Genomic DNA, 22,367 nt, shown 5'->3' with positions numbered 1-22,367 from the left:
GTTACACCAACCTTGGCGCTAGGTATTTGAGCTCAGTACGGCTACCGCAGAGCAGTAAGGCGTCATTCGTTTGCAGGATAAATTGACTATCAATTTTGCTGAAAACCGTCAGATCCCGCTTAACCATAATGGCGGCGACTTTGCCTTTAGGATTGCGTATCACATTGCTTTTTAAATCATCTTTAACATCATCCTGCGCAGCACCGAGGAGTTGGCTGACAGTGGTTTGATCAAGGTGAGGCTTGATATGGATCTCGACCACATAGAGACCATCACCAATCGGCAGGAAATTGTTCACCATAGGATAGTTGAGTGACTGGGCGACACGTATGCCCATTTCTTCCTCTGGATGTATGATGCGGGCGACGCCGAGTTTAGAGACGATAGTGTGATGGGCTTTAGTGCTGGCCTTGACCCAAATGACTTCTACACCTAGATTTTTCAGTGCCAAGGTGCACAGCAAACTTGATTGCATATCTTCGCCAATTGCGACCAGTACGGCTTCACTGTTTGCGAGGTCTAGCTCACGAAGTGCGGCTTCGTCGGAACAATCACAAATAACCGCTTCGGTTAAGTCTTCTACGTATTTTTCCACCATTTTAGGGTCACTATCCACGCCAGTGACCGTGTGGCCTAAGTGGATCAATTCTAGGCTAGCGGCGACACCAAATCGCCCTAAGCCAATAACGGTAAAATGTGCCATTAAAATATCCTTTTCTATTTTATAACAAATGCTTATCTATTGTTTGTTAAGCGATAACCTAGGCCCGCTTCTGTCTTAATGAGCTGCTGCTCGCTGCTGTCATTGAGTTTTTTACGTAACTGACTGACTAAGATCCGCAGATAATGACTGTCTTCTTGATGGGTTTTACCCCAAATATCCCGCAGTAATTCAGTTTGTTTAACGAGCTGACCAGGGTGAGACATTAAGGTCTCCATCAGGGCAAACTCCTTTTTGGTTAAGGCGATTTCTTGCTGATCGAGCCAAAGCTGGTGGGTACTTTTTTGCAACTTAAGTGCGCCAAATTGCAGTAAATCATTTAATGGCGGTTCATCGACTAAGTCGCGGACTAAAACCTTGATGCGCGCGATTAACTCCCTAATCCCAAATGGCTTGCTGAGATAGTCATTGGCGCCAGCTTCTAAAAGACGAATTTTTTCTTCCTCTTGATCGCGGGCGGTTAAGATAAGCACCGGCACTTTGTCACTCTGACGTAGGGTTTGCAGCAAGCTGATGCCATCACCATCGGGTAGGCCAAGATCGAGCACTAACACGTGTGGCTGCTGCGCATGATATTGCGCTAGGGCTGACGCAATCGAGGCGGCGCCATGATATTCGAATCCTTCCGCTTCTAACGATATCCGCATAAAAGTGTGGATTTGCGCTTCGTCATCGACGACCAGCACCTTATAAGCCATTTATTCCTCTCCCTTTTTTATCGGCAATGCGATACGAATAAGGCTGCCATGAGCGACAGGTTCGGCGCTGATCTGGCCACCATGGGCGGTAATTATGCCCTTAGCAACAGCAAGCCCAAGGCCCGAGCCGCTATCGGTTGAGGGATGTTGGCGATAAAAGAGCTCAAAAATTGCCTGCGCTTGAGCGGGTTCAATGCCAAGACCCTCATCTTGGATATCTAACAGTAACGCATCGCCCTGCTGATACGCCTTTACTATGACTTGCTTATCAGAAGGCGAATAGCGCAGTGCATTATCCAATACATTAAAAATAGCTTGCTCAATCAATGAGCTGCATATCATCAGTGACGGTAGATCGGCGTCACTCTTGATGATAATGCGCGGCTGCGTGGCTGGAAAACGGGCAATAGCTTGGTGCAATACATTCATTATTGCGTCTTCACTCAAGCTAAACTTGAGTGCGCCGTGTTGTAACTTAGTGGCTTGCAGCAGGTTTTCGATATATTGGTGCAGGCGATGGCTTTCGGCCGCCGCGCTATCAATCAGCTCATCCTTTTGGTCTGGGCTGAGCTTAGGCATGTATTCCTTTAAGGTGGTGAGCGTGCCTATGATAGTGGCGAGTGGGGTGCGTAAATCGTGGGAAACCGACAGCAAAATACTGTTGCGTAACTGAGCTTGTTCGAGAGCATCTTGCTGACGTCGATAGTGTTCGGCTAATTTGCTGGTGGTGAGGGCGACAAGCAGAAACACACTGAGATTGAGAATGTCCTCAAGATTAAACATCTGGAGTGAATAACGTGGTGTGGTAAATAGAAAATTAAAGCTGGTCGCCTCAAATACTGCCGCAAAATAGGCCAAGTTGGCGTTGCATTGTAGGGCTACGGCCACTACGGCCAATTGTAAAATCAGCAGTACGGCGATAGTCGAGTTTGAAAAGTGATCGATAAAGGCGCTGCTGAAAATGGCCGTCACTAGCACTATGAAGGTAAATAAAGTCGGGTGCGAACGCCAGTATTGTGTCATGGGAGCCGCTATGGATGAAGTCATGAATAGAAAGACGCATATAAAGAAAGTGCCTGTACTTTAGCAAAGGCATTTTAAGATAGCGCGTAAAAATGCCGTAAAATTTGTAACCTTGTTAGTGGCTTAGCTTGCACTTAGCTTAGGCAAATCGAGCTTGTTCACATCACACTTTGGGTAAATGATAAGGCTTACCGCATACACTTATGTTGTAAGCCTTAACCCTGGCACTGGCCATTACGTAAGATGCCAAAGTGCCTATCCAACCACTAACCCTGAGTCATTGAGCTAAGCATCACCAAGGTATTGGCGGGGGCACTAAGCGTTTGCCACTATAGCCAGTAACGGTGGCGAAGCGGGGATCTTCGGCTTCCCAATCGGCCTGTGCTTTGACTATTTCATCTTTGCTATGGCCGACAAAGTTCCACCAAATGCTGACAGGATCAGCCAGTGGCGCGCCGCCAATCAGCAGTATGCGACAACCCGCTTCGAGTTTTATGGTGATGGTTTCGCGTAGCATGCCAAGGTAGGCGAGGTGGTTATTATCGAAACTGTCATCCTCGATTTGGAAGCGGCCTTCCAGTGGCATGAGGGCATATTCGAAACTAGGGTCGAGATTCAGAGTGAGTTCAGCGTCATGGGCGGCAAACAGATCTATGGCAACGATAGGTGAGAAGTGTAATGTGGGCGCCTGTTTATGATGCCAACTGCCAATCAGTAGGGTGAATTCGACGCCTGACTCGTGCCAAGTCGGCAGCTCTGGGTAGTGATCGAATCTCGGAGTGGTATCTTTGTGTTCCAGTGGTAAGGCAATCCATAGTTGGGCTGCGTGCATAGTGTGATGGCCCGCTATCGACTCTTCGGTGTGGGCTATGCCGTGTCCGGCAGTCATCAGGTTAACTTGTTTTGGGCGGATCACTTGAGCACTGCCGAGGCTGTCCCTGTGCATGATTTCGCCTTCGAGCATCCAAGTAAAAGTTTGCAGCCCAATGTGCGGATGCTGGCCAACGTTTAGCTCAGGGCCGTCGGTGACTGGGCCAATATGGTCGAGGAAACACCAAGGGCCGATAAGACGACGCTCTTTTTGTGGGATAGCCCGTGCGACGGGAATGCCGCCGACATCACTGATTTTTGGGGCAATCCGTTGAGCTTGAATGCGGCCATTTTCAATAGGACATTCCTTAGGGCCACCATAAAACTGTGCTTGTAGTTCACTCATGTTCGCTCCTTATTCCATTACTAGGGCATGCTCAGTTCAGCTTGGCTCGGTTCAGCGCAGCTAAGTGTGAACCTAGAATCTCGCATGGGGGCAGATCTCATCTTGCATTCGAGCCGAAGGTTTTAGCTTCGGGTATTCCGGTCGATTTTGCAAATTGTGGCAGTGACCTGATAGAGGGCAACTGCACTTTTTAGTGGTTAACTTAACGTGTTTTAGGATCTTCAAATTGCCCTTCGATACACTTTGATAGCCTAATTCAAGTACGAATGTGTGACTGAGCCCGCGTGAATGGGACTTTTATCTGTCCTTTACTTTAGCAAGCCTGTATTTATGTGGGCATTAGCGTTTGATGTTTTACTCGAGCCTAAATACGAGTGTTTGACAAGTTTGGGGCTCGGTGATTTTTATCATCCATGTCTTACGTTGGATCTGCAAAATCGAGTCTATCTTTTATGGGAGCTTGTGTTGGCGGCAAAGCCTGTCTTCACCCTAATCCATTCAGCGTACAGGCTTAACACTCATAAATATATCATTGGTAAATATAACGTTGGGCTGTGATTCAGCGTGATAGATCAAGGAGAAAGCGTGCTCGAAAATCAAATGATGTTACTGGCGGTATTTGAACGGGCGGCCTTGATGCTGATGACCTTGTTCTTTTTAACCCGCACTCGACCGTTCCAGCGTTTATTCCAAAAGCGTAATCACACCCCCGCAGAGCTGGTCTCTGTGGCGGCGATATTTTGCTTATTTGCGGTGTTCAGTACCTATACCGGTATTGAGGTTGAAGGCGCGCTGGTCAACGTGCGGATTATCGCGATTATTTCCGGCGGGATATTATTTGGCCCTTGGGTTGGTATTCCCGCGGGCGTGCTGTCGGGGCTGCATAGATATCTGATTGATATGGATGGTGATACCTCGATTCCGTGTTTAATCGCCAGCATCATTGCCGGTCTAATGGCGACGTGGATTTACTACAAATGCCCCAAATCTAAGTTATGGATTTATGGCATTGTGGCGGGCATGTTGTGCGAAACACTGACCATGTTGTTGATTTGGCTACTGACAGAGCCGCACCAAGTGGGCGTTGAGATTGTGAGTCACATTGCCTATCCCATGATTGCGGGCACTGTGTGTATCGGACTGATTATCAAGCTAGTGCAAGACCTCGACGATGAGAAAGAGCTCATTGCCGCCAAGCAGGCTAAGCTCGCGCTGGATATTGCCAATAAAACCTTACCCTTTTTCCGCAAGATTGATCGCCATGCCTTAGAGCAAGTGTGCGGCGTGATCCGTAATGAAATCCATGCCGATGCCGTGGCGATTACCGATACTCGCGATGTATTAGCCTATATGGGCGTAGGCAAAGATTACTACGAGGTCGATGGTCATCAAGCGATTAGCGAGATGACTCAAAGGGCGATAGAGCTAGATCAAAACATTATTAACAACGACTTACGCCAATATCATTTATCGGATTTTCATTCGGTCATCATAATCCCGCTGCGTGAAAACGGCACGGTAAGCGGTACGCTGAAGATTTATTATCGCAATAACTATCGGATTACCAGCTCGCTGCGAGAGATGGCGGTGGGCTTGTCGCAGCTGATTTCGACCCAGATGGAAGTGTCGCGTATCGAGCAACTGCAAGAGATGACCCGTAAGGCGGAGTTTACTGCGCTGCAGAGCAAGATTAATCCGCACTTTTTGTTTAATGCCCTCAATGCGATTTCTTCACTGATCCGTATTCGGCCACAGCAGGCGCGGGAGTTGATTGCCAATCTGGCCGATTATCTGCGCTATAACCTAGCCAAGGGCGATGAGCTGATTGATATCCAAGAGGAAGTCAAACAAGTACGCGATTATGTGGCGATCGAGCAGGCGCGCTTTGGCGACAAGCTTGAAGTGGTGTTCGATGTCGACGATGTGCATTTTTGCGTGCCTTGCCTCTTGTTGCAGCCGCTGGTGGAAAACGCCATTTTGCACGGCATTCAGCCGCGCAGTGCGCCGGGCAGAGTGACCATAGAAGTGAAAAAACTCGATTCTGGCATTCGCGTGGCCGTGCGTGACACAGGTTATGGCATCAGCCAAGAGGTGATAGATGGCGTCGCCGCGGGTCGCATAGAAAGCAGCAGTATTGGGCTAATGAATGTGCACCAGAGGGTGAAGTTATTGTACGGCGAAGGTTTACAGCTTAAACGGCTGGAACCGGGGACTGAAGTCAGCTTTTATTTACCGGAAAATGAGGCGCAAGTATGTTAAAAGCCATCATAGTTGAAGATGAATATCTGGCCCGTGAGGAGCTGGAGTATTTAGTAAAGAGCCACAGTGAAATAGACATAGTGGCAAGCTTTGAGGATGGCTTGGAGGCCTTTAAATATCTGCAGGATCATGAGGTTGATGTGGTGTTTTTGGATATCCAAATTCCGTCCATCGATGGCCTGTTGTTGGCGAAGAATCTGCATAAATCGACCCATCCACCCCATGTGGTGTTTGTGACTGCCTATAAAGAATTTGCGGTAGAAGCGTTTGAGCTTGAAGCCTTCGATTATATTCTCAAGCCCTACAATGAGCCGCGGATCATCAGCTTATTGCAGAAGATTGAACAGGCGGGGCGACAAGCGCCAAAGCCGCAACATGAAGCGGCGAGTAATGCCAGTCGTACCGTGAATTTAGTCAAGGGTGAGCGGATTATCGTCACGCCTTGCGAGCAAATTTATTACGCCGAGGCTGATGAAAAACTCACCTATGTCTATACCCGCACCGACCGTTATGTGATGCAAATGACCATTAGCGAGTTTGTCAGCCGCTTGCCTGCTGAAGGCTTTTTCCGCTGTCACCGTTCCTATTGCGTCAATATCAACAAGATCCGCGAAATCGTTCCTTGGTTCAATAGCACTTACCTGATTAGGTTGCATGATTTGTCGTTCGAGGTGCCCGTTAGCCGTAGTAATATTAAGGCTTTTCGACAGCTGATGAGGCTGTAATTGTCATTCATTCCTGCAGATCTGTATTTCATGCCTTAATTGATCGGCGCGAATCGCATCTCTCTTATAGTGGGCTCAATTCCTGATCCCCTAAAGCGAGATGCATCATGACTAAAGAGATGAACCGTACTCGGTACCTGACCTTAGTTGGTACTATTATCACCCAGTTTGCACTCGGCTCAGTTTACACTTGGAGCCTGTTCAATGCGCAGTTGGCCGTTAAGCTCGACGAACCCGTCAGCCAAGTGGCATTTGTGTTTGGTTTGCTGAGTTTGTCTTTGGCCGTGGCATCTTCCATGGCGGGCAAATTACAGGAACGCTTTGGCGTACGTAATGTCACCTTAGGCGCAGGCCTGTTACTCGGCGTTGGATTCTTACTCACTGCTCAAGCCAGTAACTTGATGATGCTTTACCTGTGCGCAGGGATTTTAGTGGGCTTTGCCGATGGCACTGGCTACTTGATGACCTTGTCTAACTGCGTGAAGTGGTTCCCCGAACGCAAAGGGCTGATTTCGGCGTTAGCGATTGGCGCTTATGGTCTAGGTAGCCTCGGATTTAAATACATTAACGTGCTGTTACTCGAAAACACTGGCCTTGAAACCACCTTCCAACTGTGGGGCCTGATCGCCATGGCGTTGGTCTTGTGTGGCGGTATGTTGATGAAAGATGCGCCTGCACAATCAGCCGCAAGTCAGCAAGCCGAAAGCCGCGACTTCACCCTCGCAGAAGCCATGCGTAAGCCACAATACTGGATGCTGGCGCTGATGTTCCTGTCGGCCTGTATGAGTGGTTTGTATGTGATTGGTGTGGCTAAAGATATCGGCGAGAAGATGGTCGACTTGCCTGTACTGGTCGCCGCCAATGCTGTTGCTGTGATTGCTATGGCGAACCTCAGTGGTCGTTTAGTGCTGGGTATTCTGTCGGACAAAATCCCCCGCATTCGCGTTATTTCGCTGGCGCAGATCATCACCTTAGTCGGTATGGTGTTACTGTTGTTCATTCCTTTGAATGCTAACCTGTTCTTCGTCGCGGTCGCCTGCGTTGCCTTTAGTTTTGGCGGTACTATCACTGTTTATCCATCATTGGTGAGCGACTTCTTCGGCCTGAATAACTTGACTAAAAACTATGGGGTTATCTACTTAGGTTTTGGTGTCGGCAGTATTATCGGCTCGATTGTCGCCTCGTTATTCGGTGGCTTTATTGCGACCTTCAACGTGATTTTAGTGCTGCTGGTGGTGGCGTTAGTGATGTCATTAACCATACGTATGCCAGAGCCTAAAACCCCTGTGTCAGCCAAGAAAGCGACTAAGAGTACACCGCGCTTAGTGAACATGACGGCAGAATCGGCGTAAGCACAAACTCTTAGTCCGGCCTAGCCAAAAGCTAAAACAAAAATCCGCAGCTAAATGGCTGCGGATTTTTTACTTTTTATCCCGTGTTTTATGGGTGAGGTTGTTATTCATTTAAGGCTCACTGACTTATCTATGTGATTGCACTTTTGATGTTAGCTCTGTGCTGCCTCTTTTTTATCACACCAACAACAGGTAACTTGATAACCTTAAAGCGTTATTCAGGATGTGTTGATGTTAACGGACCCTCTTTTTTGGTTGGTGGCGATACCTGCAGTATTGATTACTGGAATTTCTAAATCCGGTTTTGCGGGTGGCGTGGGCGGCTTAACTGTCCCGCTATTGGCGCTGGCCATTAGCCCTGCTACAGCGGCGGCAGTCATGTTACCACTGCTGATTTATATGGATTTTTTAAGTGTACGTTCTTGGTGGGGGCAACATAATCCGCGTCATTTATGGATCCTCTTACCCGCGGCGATTGTGGGAATTTTTATCGCTTATCTGTTGTTCGAACGATTAAACGAAGATTACTTACGGGCGATTCTAGGCTGTGTGTCCTTAGGTTTTGGTTTGTATGGTTTGATCCTTGGGGATAAAACTCAAGCATCACCTTCACCTCTGGTTGGGCGCTTGTGTGGCTTAACCGCCGGATTTACGAGCTTTGTTGCCCATGCGGGCGGGCCGCCACTCAATGCTTATTTGTTGCCGTTGCGCTTGGCCAAGGCAGAGTTTTTAGCCACTGCTGTGGTGTTTTTTGCGGTGGTGAATCTGGTTAAACTTGTTCCTTACAGTTTGCTTGGGCAGATTAACCAAGAGAATATTATCGTTTCTCTGCTGTTGGTACCGCTTGCATGGTTAGGGGTAAAGTTAGGTTTGTTCATTCAAGATAAAATTGACGATAGGTTATTTAAACGCATCATATTGATTTTAATGGTGCTGGTGGGTGTGCGTTTATTGTGGACGTCGTTATAGTTTTAAGCTTTAGGTTATATTAGTCTGCTAGAGTACGCGGGTGTTGGGGCGTTTTGATCCCCAGCCGCCTGAATTTACCTGATAAAAACTCAAAATTACGTTACTGTGAAACCTGCCTGCAATGAGTTTGAAGCTATGAAACGATTACTGATAGTTATCTTAGCTTTAGGCCTTGGCGCTTGTGCTAGCGCGCCAGAACCTAAGCCTGTGGTAAAGCAAGTTGAACCCGCCACGGTTTGGAATGATAGCAATATCTCCGAACTGCATTCTGAATGGCGTGGAGTACCTTATCGCCTTGGTGGTGGCACTAAGCGTGGCATAGATTGCTCGGCCTTTGTGTCTGTCGCCTATCAGAAGATGTTGGGTATGACCTTACCGCGCACAGTCGAAGAGCAACAAGCCTTAGGTAAACCCGTGCCGAGAAATCAACTGCGCAAGGGTGACTTGGTATTTTTCAAGACAGGCTGGAGTACACACCATGTCGGCATTTATGTAGGAGGTGATAATTTTCTCCACGTTTCCACTAGCCAAGGGGTGAAGATTTCGAGCCTGCATAACAGTTATTGGGCGTCTAAGTATTGGAATGCACGGCGGATTTAGCCCTTTGATCGTTTTTATCTTTTGAATGGCTCAACTTGCAGTGAGAGTGCCTGAGCCAATCTCCCTTTATGGCATGTTTTTATCGGCCCAATGCTGCTTTGCTTTGGGGAAGACGTTTGTCATCAATGAACAATTTTTAAATTCCGAGTGTTTAAACGGTGTTGCGCGAACCCCATCACGTTTTAGTCGCTCCATTGGTTAGGCATTTATGCTATTTTAGCTGCGGCTTAAGGTCGAAGCTGTCGCGGCTTCTTCCATGCTTGATGTCGACAATTTTCACTTCGGCATGTTTCATTTTAACATCATTGGGGATTTCCTATGAGCAAAGCAAAAATCGGTATTGTGACGGTCAGCGATCGCGCCAGCGCGGGAATTTATGAAGATATCTCAGGCAAGGCGATTATCGACACGCTCAACGACTATCTCACCAGCGAGTGGGAGCCGATTTATCAAGTGATCCCCGATGAGCAGGATGTGATTGAAGCGACGCTGATCAAAATGGCCGACGAGCAGGATTGCTGTTTGATTGTCACTACGGGCGGCACTGGCCCAGCGAAACGCGATGTCACCCCAGAAGCGACAGAAGCCGTCTGCGATCGCATGATGCCAGGCTTCGGTGAGTTGATGCGCGCCGAGTCATTAAAATTTGTGCCTACCGCCATTTTGTCTCGTCAAACCGCAGGGTTACGTGGCGATTCATTGATTGTGAATTTACCCGGCAAACCAAAATCGATTCGCGAATGTTTAGATGCCGTGTTCCCCGCTATCCCTTACTGTATCGACTTGATGGAAGGCCCGTATTTAGAGTGCAATGAGTCGGTTATCAAACCATTCAGGCCTAAGGCTAAGTAATCTTGCTATCGAGCCTGTAAAAAAATAAAGCCACTGAAAATCCAGTGGCTTTGTTGTTTGAGGAGCTTAGGGTTCATAACTGATTAATCTGCTGCTTTAGCTCGTACTCTGGCTCTGTCACTATTTTTTCAAGTATTTGTACTCGCTCGATTAGTGTTTGGTTTTGTAGGCTGAGTTGAGTCACTTTATCCTCAAGGTGCCTATCGTCTGCGGTACCCACTCCAAGTTGGCGCGCCTTTAAATAGTGCTTAAACATCTCAGTAGCGCTGAGGCCAATAATGAAGCTGACCATAATCACCATTAAGATATATTCTTTTTCCATAATAACCTCCAGTTTTGATTGAGATTTTTAATTTTGGAACGAGAGATAACCCGTTCCCAAGTTTATCGAGAAGAGCACCTTACAAACCGAAGATCACTTTTTCACTCTTGAGTGACCTTTCCATGCCAAAGGCGAGCAATACCGCAATGGCGAGTGTGCCTAAGGTCGAAACCAGTAACTGCAACATGGGCAAGTCTTTACCTTTGATAAAGTCCATTAATGCCTGTTGCTGACCCGAGACTGGCAACCACTGCAGCATATCTGGCGCTATGTTGTAACTGGCGGCCATCGACAGGGCTAAGGGCACAAACAGCACCATAGTCAGATAGGACTGAGCTTCCTTAAAGGTTTTCGCCATAAAAGACACAAAAAGTTGCAGACAAGCGGCCATTAACGCGACGGGGATGCCGACCACTAACATCAGTGCCATAAATTCCGTGGTGATGTTGACGCTAAAGCCTAATTCCTGCCATGGCACAAAGGCGTAGGCGATTTTAGACACCAGCAAGATCAGCACTAAACCGAGCAAAGCGAACAGGCTTACCGCAATTATTTTTGACAGCACTAATTGGCGAGTGGTCAGCGGATGGCTCAATAGCAGGGCCAAGGAGTTGCGTTCGCGCTCACCGGCACTGGTGTCGATAGCTAGGTTCATCCCCGAGATAAATACCGAGTAGATCATAGTGAAAATGGCGATACCTAAGATCATCCCACCCTTAGAGTCTGTAGTGGCTTTGTCTTGCACATTCACTTTAAGCGGCTGCACCACGCGCGGGTCGATACCGCGGGCGATTAAACGTAAACTGCCCATTTCAGCGCTGTAGGCCTGCAGTTGTTTCTCGAGTCTGCGAATCGAGTTCTGCAGTTTCTCCTCTGAATTATCGGCCACGATAGTGATTTCGGCGCTTTTGCCTTGGTTCATTTGCGCGGCATAGTCGGTGCTGATGATCAGTTCTATTGCTTTAAGGTCTTTGGCGTCAGAGCCATCGGCTGCGCCTTGAGTGATGCCCTTATTTGATAAAAATCTTACTAAATCCGGTGCTTTATCGGGATTTTTAATGGTGATTTTCAAATCATCAGGACTGGTTAGCTGGCCAATTAACACCATAAATAGGCCGCACATGATCAGCGGCGTGCCTATGGCGTAGTAGAGACCCGCCATCACAGAGCGCTTATCGCGGGCGGCATCGATGAGTTCTTTACGAACCATAGCGATTATTTTATTCATGCTGTCATTCCCTTAACCATGTTCTTAAATGCCACGCTTTTATATATCAAGGTCTTAAAGGTTAAAACCTGCGGGCGTAATCTTTGCTGAGTCATCATGCCGCTATCCCTTCATCCGTGCCGATAAGTTGAATAAAGGCTTCTTCGAGCGAGTCTTTGCCTGTTTGAATGCAAAGCTCAGTTGGGCTGCCAATGGCGACGACTCTGCCTTGGGCCATGACGATCACTTGGTCACACAGAGCGGCGACTTCCTGCATCACATGGCTAGAGAACAGCACGCAATGTCCTTGATTTTTAAGATCGATAAGAATGTCACGCAGTAGGCGAGTGCTCATCACATCCAGCCCACGGGTCGGCTCGTCGAGGATAATATTGCTCGGGCTGTGGACGATTGCCTGTGCGAGGGCGGTTTTCATTCTTTGTCCTTGGGAGAAGCCTTTGCAGCGGCGATCGCTAATGTCTTCGAGGCGCAATTTCGCAATCACTTGGCTGGTGGCCTCTTTGGCCTCCTTGGATGATAAGCCGCTCAGCTCGGCAAAATAGCGAATGTATTCCCGTGGTGTTAAGCGTTCATACAGACCAAAAGGGTCGGGGAATAGCCCGAGTTGCTGCTTAGCGCCAATAGGGTCGATGGCGACATCTATGCCTTCGATTTCAGCCTTGCCGTTATCGGGTTTCAGCAGGCCAAAGATAGTGCGTAAACAGGTGGTTTTACCTGCCCCGTTCGGGCCGAGTAATCCTGTGATTTGGCCGTTTTGTGCGACGAAACTTAAGTCATTCAGCGCCTGCACGTCACCGATGCGCTTGGAAAGATGGGATACTTTAATCATGGCTTATTCCTTAGCTCCAGTGCTGGCGTGATCATCTGTTGTCGTGGTTTTTGTGCTGGTCGCATTAAGCGGTTCCACCGAGCTGGCATTTAAATAAAAGCTGCGGCGCACATCTTTGTTTAAACACTCGCCGTCGAGATCGTTGACTGAGCTCGAGCGGACGAGATCGGCAATCAGGTTATTGGCGCAGGATTGATAGGCCACGCCGTGGGTCGCATAAGGAGCGACAAAGTGTTTGGCATTGGTGAGTTTTTCCATGGCTAACTCGCCCCAGCTTGGTGGGGTGGCGGGGTCGATTTCGCCGGATAACAACAAGGTCGGAATGTTGCTGTTGATGGGCTCGCTAAAGCTGTTATCGACCGCAGGGACTTTCCATACTGAACAAGTCGCCTCTAAGCCTTCAAGCATGGTTCTGCCCATAAAGGATTTTTTGGCCTGCTCGCGCATGGTTGGGGTAATGCGGTGCATATCTTCGCCACAGACCACTGAGGCGTGCATGCCCATCGCCATGCCAGCATTGTCGATAGTGAGGGCATATAGGCCGAGTATGGGTTGGAAGTTGTTTTTCGATGCTTGATGAATCGCATGGGGCAAGAGGGCGCGCACATTGGCTTGATACAGTGCCATGCGGATCGAGCCAGAGAATTTACCGCGCGTCATGGTTAACATGGTTTTTTCGCCCGTGACGGGATCGTAAACGTTTTCCATCACAGGGCCTGTGGCGAGCATAGCGTCGACTCGCTCAAAGTCCGCTTTTAACTCGGGGAATTGACTGTTACAGGCGGCGGTTGCTTGGCAATCCTTAAACAATAAGTCGAAGCCACGATCAATCGCAGAGCCAATTTCTAATACGCTTTGCTGCATCGGCACTATGCCGTCTAAGGTCACTGTGGCTAAGTGTGCCGGGTATAAACGCATGTAAAGCTGCGCCATACGAGTGCCGTAGGAGATGCCGTAAATATGCAGTTTTTTATAGCCTAAGTGCGCTCGTACGGCTTCGAAGTCTTTAATCGCATTGAGGCTACCGTATTGAGTCACGTCGGCATCAATTTTGGCTAAGCATTTTTGCGTTTCGGCTAAGGTATCGACATTATCGTCATCGAAGGACAGAGGAGATTGAGCTCCTTCATCGCAGGCCAGTACATTCGAACGGCCAGTGCCCCTTTGATCGATCAGTAAAATATCCCGCTGTTGGCGAACTTTGCTCAGCATGGCATCGAAACCTGCCGCGTTCTCTATGGCCGATTGTCCTGGGCCGCCGGCAATCGCTAGCAAGGCTTCTTCATGGTTGGCATTTTTCACCGCAGGCAAAACAACGTAATGCACTTGGATCTGTTTGCCATCGGGTTTGTTAGGGTTTTCTGGCACAGTCACAAAACCGCAGTTTAGGCGATCGGATACGCCTTCCACATAACAAGTGTCGGTGTCATTCGCCATGTTCCTAGCTATATCAGCTGTTGCTTGTGTCTCTTGGCTTTTAACATCACTCGCCCACGTCGCCGTACTTGCCATTGCCAGTATGAGGGCGCTCATTCTCAAAGTACGCGTGCGCCATGTGGCACCATGCCGTGGCTGAGTTGGCACAAGGCGTTGAACTGTGTTGCTTAACTTCCTGTGTGTCATGCTATGTATCATGCGCGCTTTCCTTTTTGCATTTCAGGACGAGTGTGTTAATTTAAATACCAGTGTATCGGTGTATCAATGTATTAATACAGTGTGTAAAGGCTAATGTTAGAACTTTTAAATGTCAACCCCAGCAGTGGTGAACCCATTTACAAACAATTACACGAACAAGTCGTGCGTTTAATTGTGGGCGGTCAACTGCAAGTGGAAGACGTATTACCCTCAGTGCGCCAGATTGCCGAGCATTTAGCGGTAAATCCCATGACAGTTTCCCGCGCCATTCAACAGCTGGTTGACCAAGGTTGGCTCGAACGTCGCCGCGGCCAAGCGACAAAAGTTGCGTTGCGAACTGAGACTATGGCATCGGGTATTAGTCTGCTCGAACCCCAGCTCGATGCCCTGTTGTCGCAGGCAAAGCAGTTAGGTGTTAGCTTGCCCGAGTTGCTGCAACTGCTAAATGAGCGCTGGCAAGATTAGAAAGTAATGTACCGATAAATAGCATAAAAAGGATGAAATTCGATGGACCAAGAGCGCACGCCAATACTTGAATTTAACCGAGTGAATAAAATCTTTCGCGGTAAAGGCGCGGGTGAAAAGTGGGCGCTTAAGGATTTATCGTTAACTTTGTCGGCGGGTATGGTGGTGGGGTTATTGGGGCAAAATGGGGCGGGTAAATCGACCCTAATGCGCTGTGCCTTGGGTGTGCTCACACCGGATTCTGGCAGTATTGTTACCTTAGGCGAAACGCCCGAAAACTTAACTTCAAAGGCAAAGGAGCGTTTAGGTTATGTACCGCAGCAACCTTTTGGTTATGAAGGTTTTACTATTGAACGCGCCCTCGATTTACACCGCAGCTTTTATCCCAATTGGGACATGCAATTAGAGCAAGATTGGTTGGTGCGTTTCGAGTTAGATGTGACCCAACAGGTGCAACGTTTATCGGTTGGGCAAAGGCAATCACTAGCGTTAATTATGGCGATGGCCTATCGCCCTGAGTTGTTAATCCTCGATGAACCCGTTGCCAGCCTCGACCCTATAGTCCGGCGCAAGTTTATGGTTGATTTGTTCGATCTCGCCCTCGAATCTGGCTCTGCCGTGCTGTTTTCATCCCATATCACCTCAGATCTAGAGCGTGTCGCTAGCCATGTCGCACTGATAAAACAGGGTGAGTTAGTGCTGTTTAAGGAAATTGATGCCCTGCGTGAAGAAGTGCGTTTGTTAACACTCGCTCCCGAAACTGTGTTGCCCGAGTCAATTACAGTGCTGAACCGTGTTGGCGATTTAGTGCTGGTGGATTTAGGTGAGCACAGCGCGTCAATATCAGGTGTGTTAAAGAATGAGGCCTTAAACTTGGAGCAGCTGTTTATGGAGCTACACAGATGAGTGTGGCGCACCATAAGCAGATACAAGTCGCGAAGGGCGAAAGAACGAGTCCACGAATGAATCCTTTCAAGGGCATGCTGCGCTTTTGGTGTTTTGATATCGGCAGTGTGAGCTTTTTAGGTACGGCTATACTGGGGGTGATCTTAGCTTGTATCGCCGCAGTTTATGGTAAAAATGATAGTGCTGAACTGTTATTTTCTATGGGGATTATCTCAAGCTCGGCGGCGGTTGCATGGCAACTCATACGTCTGATGGCGAATGAGTGCGCACCTTTAATTCCCCATTATCGTCGCCATATCTACATTCAAAGTGTCACTGTTTTAGCTAGCGTTTTTGGCATAGGAGTCTTGTTCTGTTTGGCTTTAGGTTTGACGGCTAGCCTAGCGAGCTTAGTGCTGGCTTTGGTGATGAGTTTAACTTTTATTTGGCTTTGTTTACTCTGTACTCAGTGGTTTTATGCTTCGTTTTTGCTCTTTGTCTTAATGCCATTTATCCCATTGATTGCAGAGCACATTCCCCTTTGGCTAAGTGCTATTGCCCTGCTGATTTTAGGTATGCTGATTGCGCGTGCATGCCGTGTTTTACCTTGGCGTGCTGAGGCGAGGACGGTATATCTTAATGGTCTCGAAATGGGGTGGTTTTGGCTGCCGAATCTGCAATCGATGCGTATCTTGAGTCGCTTCGAGCGTTATTTGCATCCCACCAATTTTTTTATCGGCCCTATGTTGACGATTTTACTGCTGCTATTGCCCGTAGTCTGCTTAGTGCTTGGGCTGTTGTCGCATCAATTTCATTTGAATATCCCTGTATTATTGTTTTTGGCGCAGTTCAGCGTGATTAGTTGTTCGCTGGTGCATTGGAGCCGAGTGCAACGCTCGCGCTCGACAGAAACCTTATTGTTGATGCCAGGGTTTGATGGTCGAAAAGGACTCATAGCAGCATTTTGCCTTGGACAGCAAAGACTCCTGAATGTGGTCGTCGGCATTATGCTGGCGTGTAGTTTGCTGTTGGGCTGGCTCAATGGTGATCTGAATATGCAGTTAGTGGGTCATCTGGTGCTCAGCACTTACTGGGCCTGCGCCTTGACGTTAGGTTTTGGCTGTATGTGTCGCCGAGTTTTGCATATCACGCTCACTATGATGGTCGTCGCGGGGCATTCCCTGTGGGTGTCCATCAGCCTTACGTCTTTAAGTGATGGCGGCAATTTAACTAATTGGTTGCTATGGGATCTACTCTTAATACTGCTTGGGCAAGCGGTGCTGATTTGGGGCAAGAAAATCCTCTGGAAGGGCGATGTTATGAGGGCATGTTGACGTTTCGAAATTAAATTTTGTTCGCTCTGGCAAGTAAGTGAAACCAAGAGTGGTACGCCGCTAAAGGCTATTTACAGCGTGATTTGGGCGACATTTGCACAACATTAGAGCAAAAACTCTTAGTTTTTATTTGGCCTTCAGGTAGAATGCTGCAAAAGCGGTACACTTGTAAGCTAAAAAGGTGAGTCTCTTATGTCTCTCGATCAATATCATGTTATTCGACTACTACAGCGGCAGAGCGAGTCTTTAAAAGACGCAGTAGCGCTGGAAGGTTTTGAAATGGCCGCTCCTTGGTATCAGGTGAGTTGGCAAGCCTTCGACCAAATCAGCAGTAAAATTGCACAAGTGTTGATCGAACTTGGCGTACAAGTGCAAGACCGTTGCGTTATTCTGGCGCAAAACTGCCCGCAGTGGACTTGTGCCGATGTCGGCACTCTCAAAACTCGTGCCGTTGTAGTGCCAATTTATCCCACCAGTACCGTCGAACAGGCGAGCTTTATCGTTAACGACGCCACCGCTAAAGTGATTTTTGTTGACGATGCTAAGCAATACGCCATGGCGTGTGAGTTGCAAGCCTTATGCCCAAGCCTAGAGCATGTGATTGTATTCGATTCCAGCGTGACACTCGCTGCCGATAAGGCCAATCAGCATTGGCATCTAGATGCCCTACTGGCGGGTGACACTCAGTTAAACATTGAGCAAGAAGCCGAGCTTAATCAGCGTTTACACGCTGCAAATCTCGATGATTTACTGACCTTAATTTATACCTCCGGCACAACTGGCGATCCTAAGGGCGTGATGCTGGATTACCGTAATATGGCGTCTACCATACGCCAGCACGATCAAAAACTGGCCTTCCATTCTGGCGATGTGTCTTTGGCATTTTTGCCATTGAGCCATGTATTTGAGCGCAGTTGGAGTTTCTACGTCTTGTGCCGTGGCGGCCATAACGTCTATCTGCAAAATACCCAAAGAGTGAAAGAGGCGATTAGCGCCGTGCGTCCACATACCTTGTGTGTGGTGCCGCGTTTCCTCGAAAAAGTGTATAGCGCCGTACAAGATAAAGTCGCCAAATCAGCCGACGGTCGTAAGAAGTTGTTTGCTTGGGCGATGCGCGTTGGCCAACGTCAGTTCGAAGTTGGCCAAGGTCGTGCTAAGGGTGGATTGTGGTTGTCGCTGCAATGGCGTTTGGCGCACAAGCTGGTGTATAGCAAGCTGCAGGCTGTGCTAGGTGGCCGTTTGAAGTTTATGCCTTGCGGTGGCGCAGCCTTAGATGTGAATGTCGGTAGTTTCTTCCATGCGATTAATATTCCAGTACTTTGTGGGTACGGTATGACAGAAACTAACGCGACTGTGACCTGCAATACCTTAGGTAATCGAGTGCCGGGTTCCAATGGACAACCTTTGCTGGAAACCGAAATTAAGCTAGGTAAGGACGATGAGATTTTAGTCCGCGGCGCGACTGTGATGCGCGGCTATTACAATCGTCCTGAAGATACCGCCGCTGCGTTTGAAGATGGTTGGTTAAAAACCGGCGATGCAGGGCGTTTCGATGCGAATGGCAATTTATTTATTACCGATCGTATTAAAGAATTGATGAAGACCTCCAACGGTAAATATATCGCGCCGCAAAGGGTTGAAGGCGCCGTAGGCTGTTGTCCTTTTATCGAGCAAGTGGCGATTATTGCCGATGCGCGTAATTATGTGACCGCCTTGATTGTGCCAGCGTTTGAGTCACTGGAAGCGTGGGCGAAGGACAAAGGGCTGAAGTATGAGTCACCTTTAGAATTGCTGCGCCATAGTCATGTGGTTGAGCATTTTGAGCAACGCTTAAAGCAGTTACAGCATGAGTTGGCCGGTTTTGAACAGATTAAAAAGTTCACTCTGTTGCCTGAAGCGTTTTCGATGGAAGCGGGTTTAATCACCCCAACGCTCAAGCTGCGCCGCAAGATGATTTACCATAAATATGCCCATGAAATAAATGCTATGTACAACAACTAATTGTTAACTTGTTGTTGCTAAAGGCCGCAGAAGCGGCCTTTTTTTTATCTACTACTTCCTGAAGTGCTTTTCTTCGCTTAAAATTCGCCCCGTTTACTGGTGCGCATGAGGCGCGAGGCGTCGGTATAAAAGGTGTAGTTAAATGGAACTTTCGATTCGTAGTTTATTCACTGCAGCGAGTGCGGTGTTGTTATCTTCTTTAACTGTCATTCCTGCAGCTGACGCTGAGGATTACGACAAAATCGTCCATGGCCCAGTGGACTTGCCTAACGGGCAATGGCTCAATTTCTATCAAAAAGATCATAAAGTGTGGGGCGAAATGCTCTATGGCGATGCGCCCGGCGTGCGTCTTGATGATTATGGTTCTGCTGAAGTGGTTGCGGTTTTTTACCTCGATTTTGATAAAGGTGGCACCAAAGAAGTGGTTGTCATGCTTAAAGATGCCGATGGTCAGCATTTACGGGGCTATGGTTTTGAAGGGGATGATCTCACAAAACTTCCCCGTCTACAGGTTGTGCTCGATGAAGTCGCACCAACCTTAACCTCGTTTACCGTGGGTAGCGTTCGTAAAGTGTTAAGCCAAATTCCGCCGCAACAATATCGTATGACCTATGATGTTGACGCGATTGAAGATCCCGCCATTAAAGCGATTGTCGATGGTTCTACTAAGCTCAAGCCGACCTTAGTGGGTTATCGTAATTCCGAAGGTTCCCCCGTCGATGTGAAGACAGCCGTCGAATATAAATTACGTTATCCACTCACTCGTAAAGATAAAGATGCCCAAGGTAATGAGCATCAATATAGCCTTGTGACCACCTTTGATCGCAGTGGATATAGTGAAGAAGATGGCAGTTTTGTATTGGTGAGCGTGGCCTTTGAGGCCGATGACTTTGATTGGCTTAAAAGTGGTGGTGCCGTGATCCCTAAAACTGGCCCATCCTACGATTTTATGAGTATGAGCATGGCGAGTACTTGGGCAGGGCTTGCCAGTGAAAGTCATTATGCCCAAGGCGTGCTTGATGGCCCGTATGCGGCCTACGATGGTCGCAATGGTAGCGTGGTTTACTCTGGTAACTACAAACAGGGCAAAAAAGTCGGTAAGTGGATGGAGACAGAGAACCAAGCCATTTATTGGGAAGGCGAATATCTTGACGGTAAAAAGCAAGGTAAATGGATTGCACAGTCGATGTTCGATGAGGCCGATAACTTTGGTTTTGCCCATTACAATCAGGATGTGCTCGACGGCCCCTACGAAGTCTATGAGCCCGATTATGACTCCAGTGCAGAAGGCGATAAGCGATTAGTGGCAAAAGGTATTTATCTTAATGGCGTAAAAGATGGCGAGTGGCTTGAGGCTGATGGCAGCAAAGGCCAGTATCAAAAGGGTGTCAAACAAGGTCCTTGGGTCGATAAAGTGACGAGCGGACATTTCCGTGATCAAGTTGGTGAAGGTGCCTATCTTGCAGGAAAACGCACTGGCCCTTGGGTATTTAAAGCCGAAGATGGGACTCGTACCGAAGTGAGCTATGTCAATGGCTTACGTCAAGGAGAGTCTAAATCATTCGACAAAAATAATCTGATGTTTAATACCCGCCATTATGAGCAGGGTCGCCTTAATGGTCAGAGTATTTGGTATTCAAGTCCGAATGTCGTGGTGGATATCGCTAACTACCGCCAAGGAGAGTTGGATGGCCAGCAAATGCGCTTTAATCCCCAGAACGGTGAGCTGACTGAACTAACGAGTTATAAATTCAATGAAGCGGTGACGCTTAAGCCTTCGCACGATGAATGTATTATGCGTGAGAATCCCTACTCAGATGATTGTGAAGGGGTGATTAATGGCAAAAATGAAGCAATTTCATCGATAAAACACGGTGAGCAGCGCGAATATCATAGCAGCGGCTCCTTGTATAAATTGGCTTATTACACCAATGGCGCTGTAGATAAAGAATATCAGTTTGATTCCAATGGCCGTTTATTAAATTTAAAAACGTACAAAGCGGGTAAGGAATACGGCCCAAGTATCAGTTATTCCACTGATGGTGGTTACTCACTCTCCCGATATGGTCACCAAGTGAATAACCGTGTCTCTGGCCCCCATTATAGTTTCTATCCTAATGGGCAATTAAGAAGCCTGTGGAACTACTGCCAGCAAGAAGGCGAAACCTGGAACGGTGAACCTTATTTCTGGGATAACGCCATTGCGCGCTGCGGTATACAGCGCGAGTACTTTGATAATGGTGCCGTGAGTTGTATTGAAGACCTCGATAGCAATTATGCCGTGGATAAAGTGTGTTACGACATGAATGGCAAGATAGCGAATGAAATGCTGCGTATCGATGAACAGCATGTGATCCACAAGCGCTACATTAACGGTGTTATCTATTCCGAAGAGCCGGGTTTTGCCGATTACTCACATATCACTAAGGGCCGTAAGATTTATCACTTAGAGAACCCAAAAACTCATGGGGTGTATAAGTCTTATAAAAATGGCAAGTTAGAATACGAGAAAATGTATGATATGGGTAAGGCTGGATGCCTTAAAAAGTACGATGCTAACGGCAAGCAAACCCCAGAAACGGCGAGTTGTCAGTTTTAAAATGCTAGGTTTGGGCTAGTGGCTAGAACCTGTTTGGCTTAGGATAATGGATGAGTTTGGTGGTTGGTTTAATTACGTTAATCACCACGCTCTTCCATTCATAAAATAATAAAAAGGAAGTTTGCATGTCAGCCACAGAATACAGTCTCGAAATCAATCCAAGATTTACTGAAACCGACGGCCTAGGTCATATCAACAACACTGTGATCCCCGTATGGTGCGAAGCGGCGCGCACGCCAATCTTTGAGATTTTTAATCCCGAGTTAGATTTGCATCAGTGGAACTTAATCGTCGCGGGGTTTACCGTGGCATTTATCGCGCCGACTTACTATGGCAAGAGTGTCACAGTAAAAACCTATGTCAGCCGTATCGGTAATAGCAGCTTCGAGCTGACCCAAACCTGTTGGCAAGCGGGCAACAAGACCGCCGAAGTAAAAACCACACTCGTACATTACGATTACAGCAGTGAAAAAAGCCGCCCGATTCCTGAAGATATCCGCGAAATGCTCGCTAATCTGAGTGGTGAAAGCGCTTAGTCTGCTTACTCTTTCGGTCAGCGTAATTGCAATTGCGCTGCTGAAGGGTTAATTTGTCGACCCGCTAACTGTGATGCAGATCACTTGTCTGTATCGCTTAATTTTTATCGGTTCGGAT

20 protein-coding genes are annotated in these 22,367 nt (G+C 47.8%); 12 read left to right on the top strand and 8 right to left on the bottom strand.

Translation table 11 applies throughout. The annotated features are described in order from the left end of the window. Nucleotide 1: 1 nt before the first annotated feature. The 4 genes from L5L91_RS16300 to L5L91_RS16285 all read right to left on the bottom strand — a co-directional run bounded on the left by L5L91_RS16300 (nt 2) and on the right by L5L91_RS16285 (nt 3,658). Nucleotides 2–703 carry a potassium channel family protein gene (locus L5L91_RS16300; protein ID WP_263237132.1) on the bottom strand — a complete coding sequence of 234 codons (702 nt, stop codon included), beginning with the start codon at nt 701–703 and terminating at the stop codon, nt 2–4. Between the two features lie 32 nt (nt 704–735). Next, entirely contained in the window at nt 736–1,419 is a 684-nt protein-coding gene (locus L5L91_RS16295; RefSeq protein WP_263180213.1) for a response regulator transcription factor, read from the bottom strand. Continuing rightward, entirely contained in the window at nt 1,420–2,466 is a 1,047-nt protein-coding gene (locus L5L91_RS16290; RefSeq protein ID WP_113941211.1) for an ATP-binding protein, read from the bottom strand. A gap of 268 nt (nt 2,467–2,734) precedes the next feature. Beyond that, entirely contained in the window at nt 2,735–3,658 is a 924-nt protein-coding gene (locus tag L5L91_RS16285; protein WP_263237131.1) for a pirin family protein, read from the bottom strand. A gap of 585 nt (nt 3,659–4,243) precedes the next feature. Here L5L91_RS16285 and L5L91_RS16280 point away from each other — a divergent pair. The 6 genes from L5L91_RS16280 to mog all read left to right on the top strand — a co-directional run bounded on the left by L5L91_RS16280 (nt 4,244) and on the right by mog (nt 10,415). After that, nucleotides 4,244–5,917, top strand: coding sequence for a sensor histidine kinase (locus L5L91_RS16280; protein WP_006083765.1), 1,674 nt, complete (start codon nt 4,244–4,246; stop codon nt 5,915–5,917). Continuing rightward, complete coding sequence (locus L5L91_RS16275) at nt 5,911–6,642, top strand: LytR/AlgR family response regulator transcription factor (RefSeq protein ID WP_006083764.1); 732 nt, start codon at nt 5,911–5,913, stop codon at nt 6,640–6,642. The genes L5L91_RS16280 and L5L91_RS16275 overlap by 7 nt, the downstream gene beginning before the upstream one ends. A gap of 107 nt (nt 6,643–6,749) precedes the next feature. Then, entirely contained in the window at nt 6,750–7,994 is a 1,245-nt protein-coding gene (locus tag L5L91_RS16270; RefSeq protein WP_198573896.1) for an MFS transporter, read from the top strand. Between the two features lie 231 nt (nt 7,995–8,225). Further along, entirely contained in the window at nt 8,226–8,963 is a 738-nt protein-coding gene (locus tag L5L91_RS16265; RefSeq protein WP_198573895.1) for a sulfite exporter TauE/SafE family protein, read from the top strand. A 135-nt stretch (nt 8,964–9,098) separates the two neighbouring features. Further along, nucleotides 9,099–9,563: an NlpC/P60 family protein gene (locus tag L5L91_RS16260; protein ID WP_105250911.1), complete on the top strand. Its 465-nt coding sequence runs from the start codon at nt 9,099–9,101 to the stop codon at nt 9,561–9,563. Between the two features lie 318 nt (nt 9,564–9,881). Then, the gene (gene mog, locus L5L91_RS16255) at nt 9,882–10,415 is read left to right on the top strand and encodes a molybdopterin adenylyltransferase (RefSeq protein WP_106648670.1); all 534 of its coding nucleotides are present in this window, start codon (nt 9,882–9,884) and stop codon (nt 10,413–10,415) included. A 73-nt stretch (nt 10,416–10,488) separates the two neighbouring features. Here the strand turns inward: mog and L5L91_RS16250 are convergent, their stop codons facing one another. The 4 genes from L5L91_RS16250 to L5L91_RS16235 all read right to left on the bottom strand — a co-directional run bounded on the left by L5L91_RS16250 (nt 10,489) and on the right by L5L91_RS16235 (nt 14,429). Next, on the bottom strand, nt 10,489–10,737 hold the full coding sequence (locus L5L91_RS16250) for a hypothetical protein (protein WP_263142283.1): 249 nt from the start codon (nt 10,735–10,737) through the stop codon (nt 10,489–10,491). Nucleotides 10,738–10,816: 79 nt separating this feature from the next. Then, nucleotides 10,817–11,965, bottom strand: a complete 1,149-nt coding sequence (locus L5L91_RS16245; RefSeq protein ID WP_263179449.1) for an ABC transporter permease — start codon at nt 11,963–11,965, stop codon at nt 10,817–10,819. A 94-nt stretch (nt 11,966–12,059) separates the two neighbouring features. Further along, nucleotides 12,060–12,794, bottom strand: coding sequence for an ATP-binding cassette domain-containing protein (locus L5L91_RS16240; RefSeq protein ID WP_063881864.1), 735 nt, complete (start codon nt 12,792–12,794; stop codon nt 12,060–12,062). Between the two features lie 3 nt (nt 12,795–12,797). Then, nucleotides 12,798–14,429, bottom strand: a complete 1,632-nt coding sequence (locus L5L91_RS16235) for an alpha/beta hydrolase (RefSeq protein ID WP_263237130.1) — start codon at nt 14,427–14,429, stop codon at nt 12,798–12,800. Between the two features lie 93 nt (nt 14,430–14,522). Here L5L91_RS16235 and L5L91_RS16230 point away from each other — a divergent pair, with 93 nt between their 5' ends. From L5L91_RS16230 to L5L91_RS16205, 6 genes are all read left to right on the top strand, one after another. After that, on the top strand, nt 14,523–14,894 hold the full coding sequence (locus tag L5L91_RS16230; RefSeq protein ID WP_168826852.1) for a GntR family transcriptional regulator: 372 nt from the start codon (nt 14,523–14,525) through the stop codon (nt 14,892–14,894). Between the two features lie 42 nt (nt 14,895–14,936). Continuing rightward, on the top strand, nt 14,937–15,800 hold the full coding sequence (locus L5L91_RS16225; RefSeq protein WP_263237129.1) for an ABC transporter ATP-binding protein: 864 nt from the start codon (nt 14,937–14,939) through the stop codon (nt 15,798–15,800). Next, complete coding sequence (locus L5L91_RS16220; protein WP_263142265.1) at nt 15,797–17,113, top strand: ABC transporter permease; 1,317 nt, start codon at nt 15,797–15,799, stop codon at nt 17,111–17,113. Before L5L91_RS16225 ends, L5L91_RS16220 begins: the two co-directional genes overlap by 4 nt. A gap of 192 nt (nt 17,114–17,305) precedes the next feature. Further along, entirely contained in the window at nt 17,306–19,114 is a 1,809-nt protein-coding gene (locus L5L91_RS16215) for an AMP-dependent synthetase/ligase (protein ID WP_263237125.1), read from the top strand. A gap of 142 nt (nt 19,115–19,256) precedes the next feature. Then, nucleotides 19,257–21,713 carry a toxin-antitoxin system YwqK family antitoxin gene (locus L5L91_RS16210; protein WP_263237123.1) on the top strand — a complete coding sequence of 819 codons (2,457 nt, stop codon included), beginning with the start codon at nt 19,257–19,259 and terminating at the stop codon, nt 21,711–21,713. 125 nt (nt 21,714–21,838) lie between these two features. Continuing rightward, nucleotides 21,839–22,249: an acyl-CoA thioesterase gene (locus L5L91_RS16205; RefSeq protein ID WP_173497266.1), complete on the top strand. Its 411-nt coding sequence runs from the start codon at nt 21,839–21,841 to the stop codon at nt 22,247–22,249. Nucleotides 22,250–22,367: the final 118 nt, after the last annotated feature.

The sequence above is a fragment of the Shewanella sp. SM55 genome (assembly GCF_025654025.1).
Classification (GTDB): Bacteria; Pseudomonadota; Gammaproteobacteria; order Enterobacterales; family Shewanellaceae; genus Shewanella; species Shewanella oncorhynchi.
The sequence above is the reverse complement of the archived record's forward strand: the minus strand, read 5'-3'. Positions and strand labels throughout refer to the sequence as shown.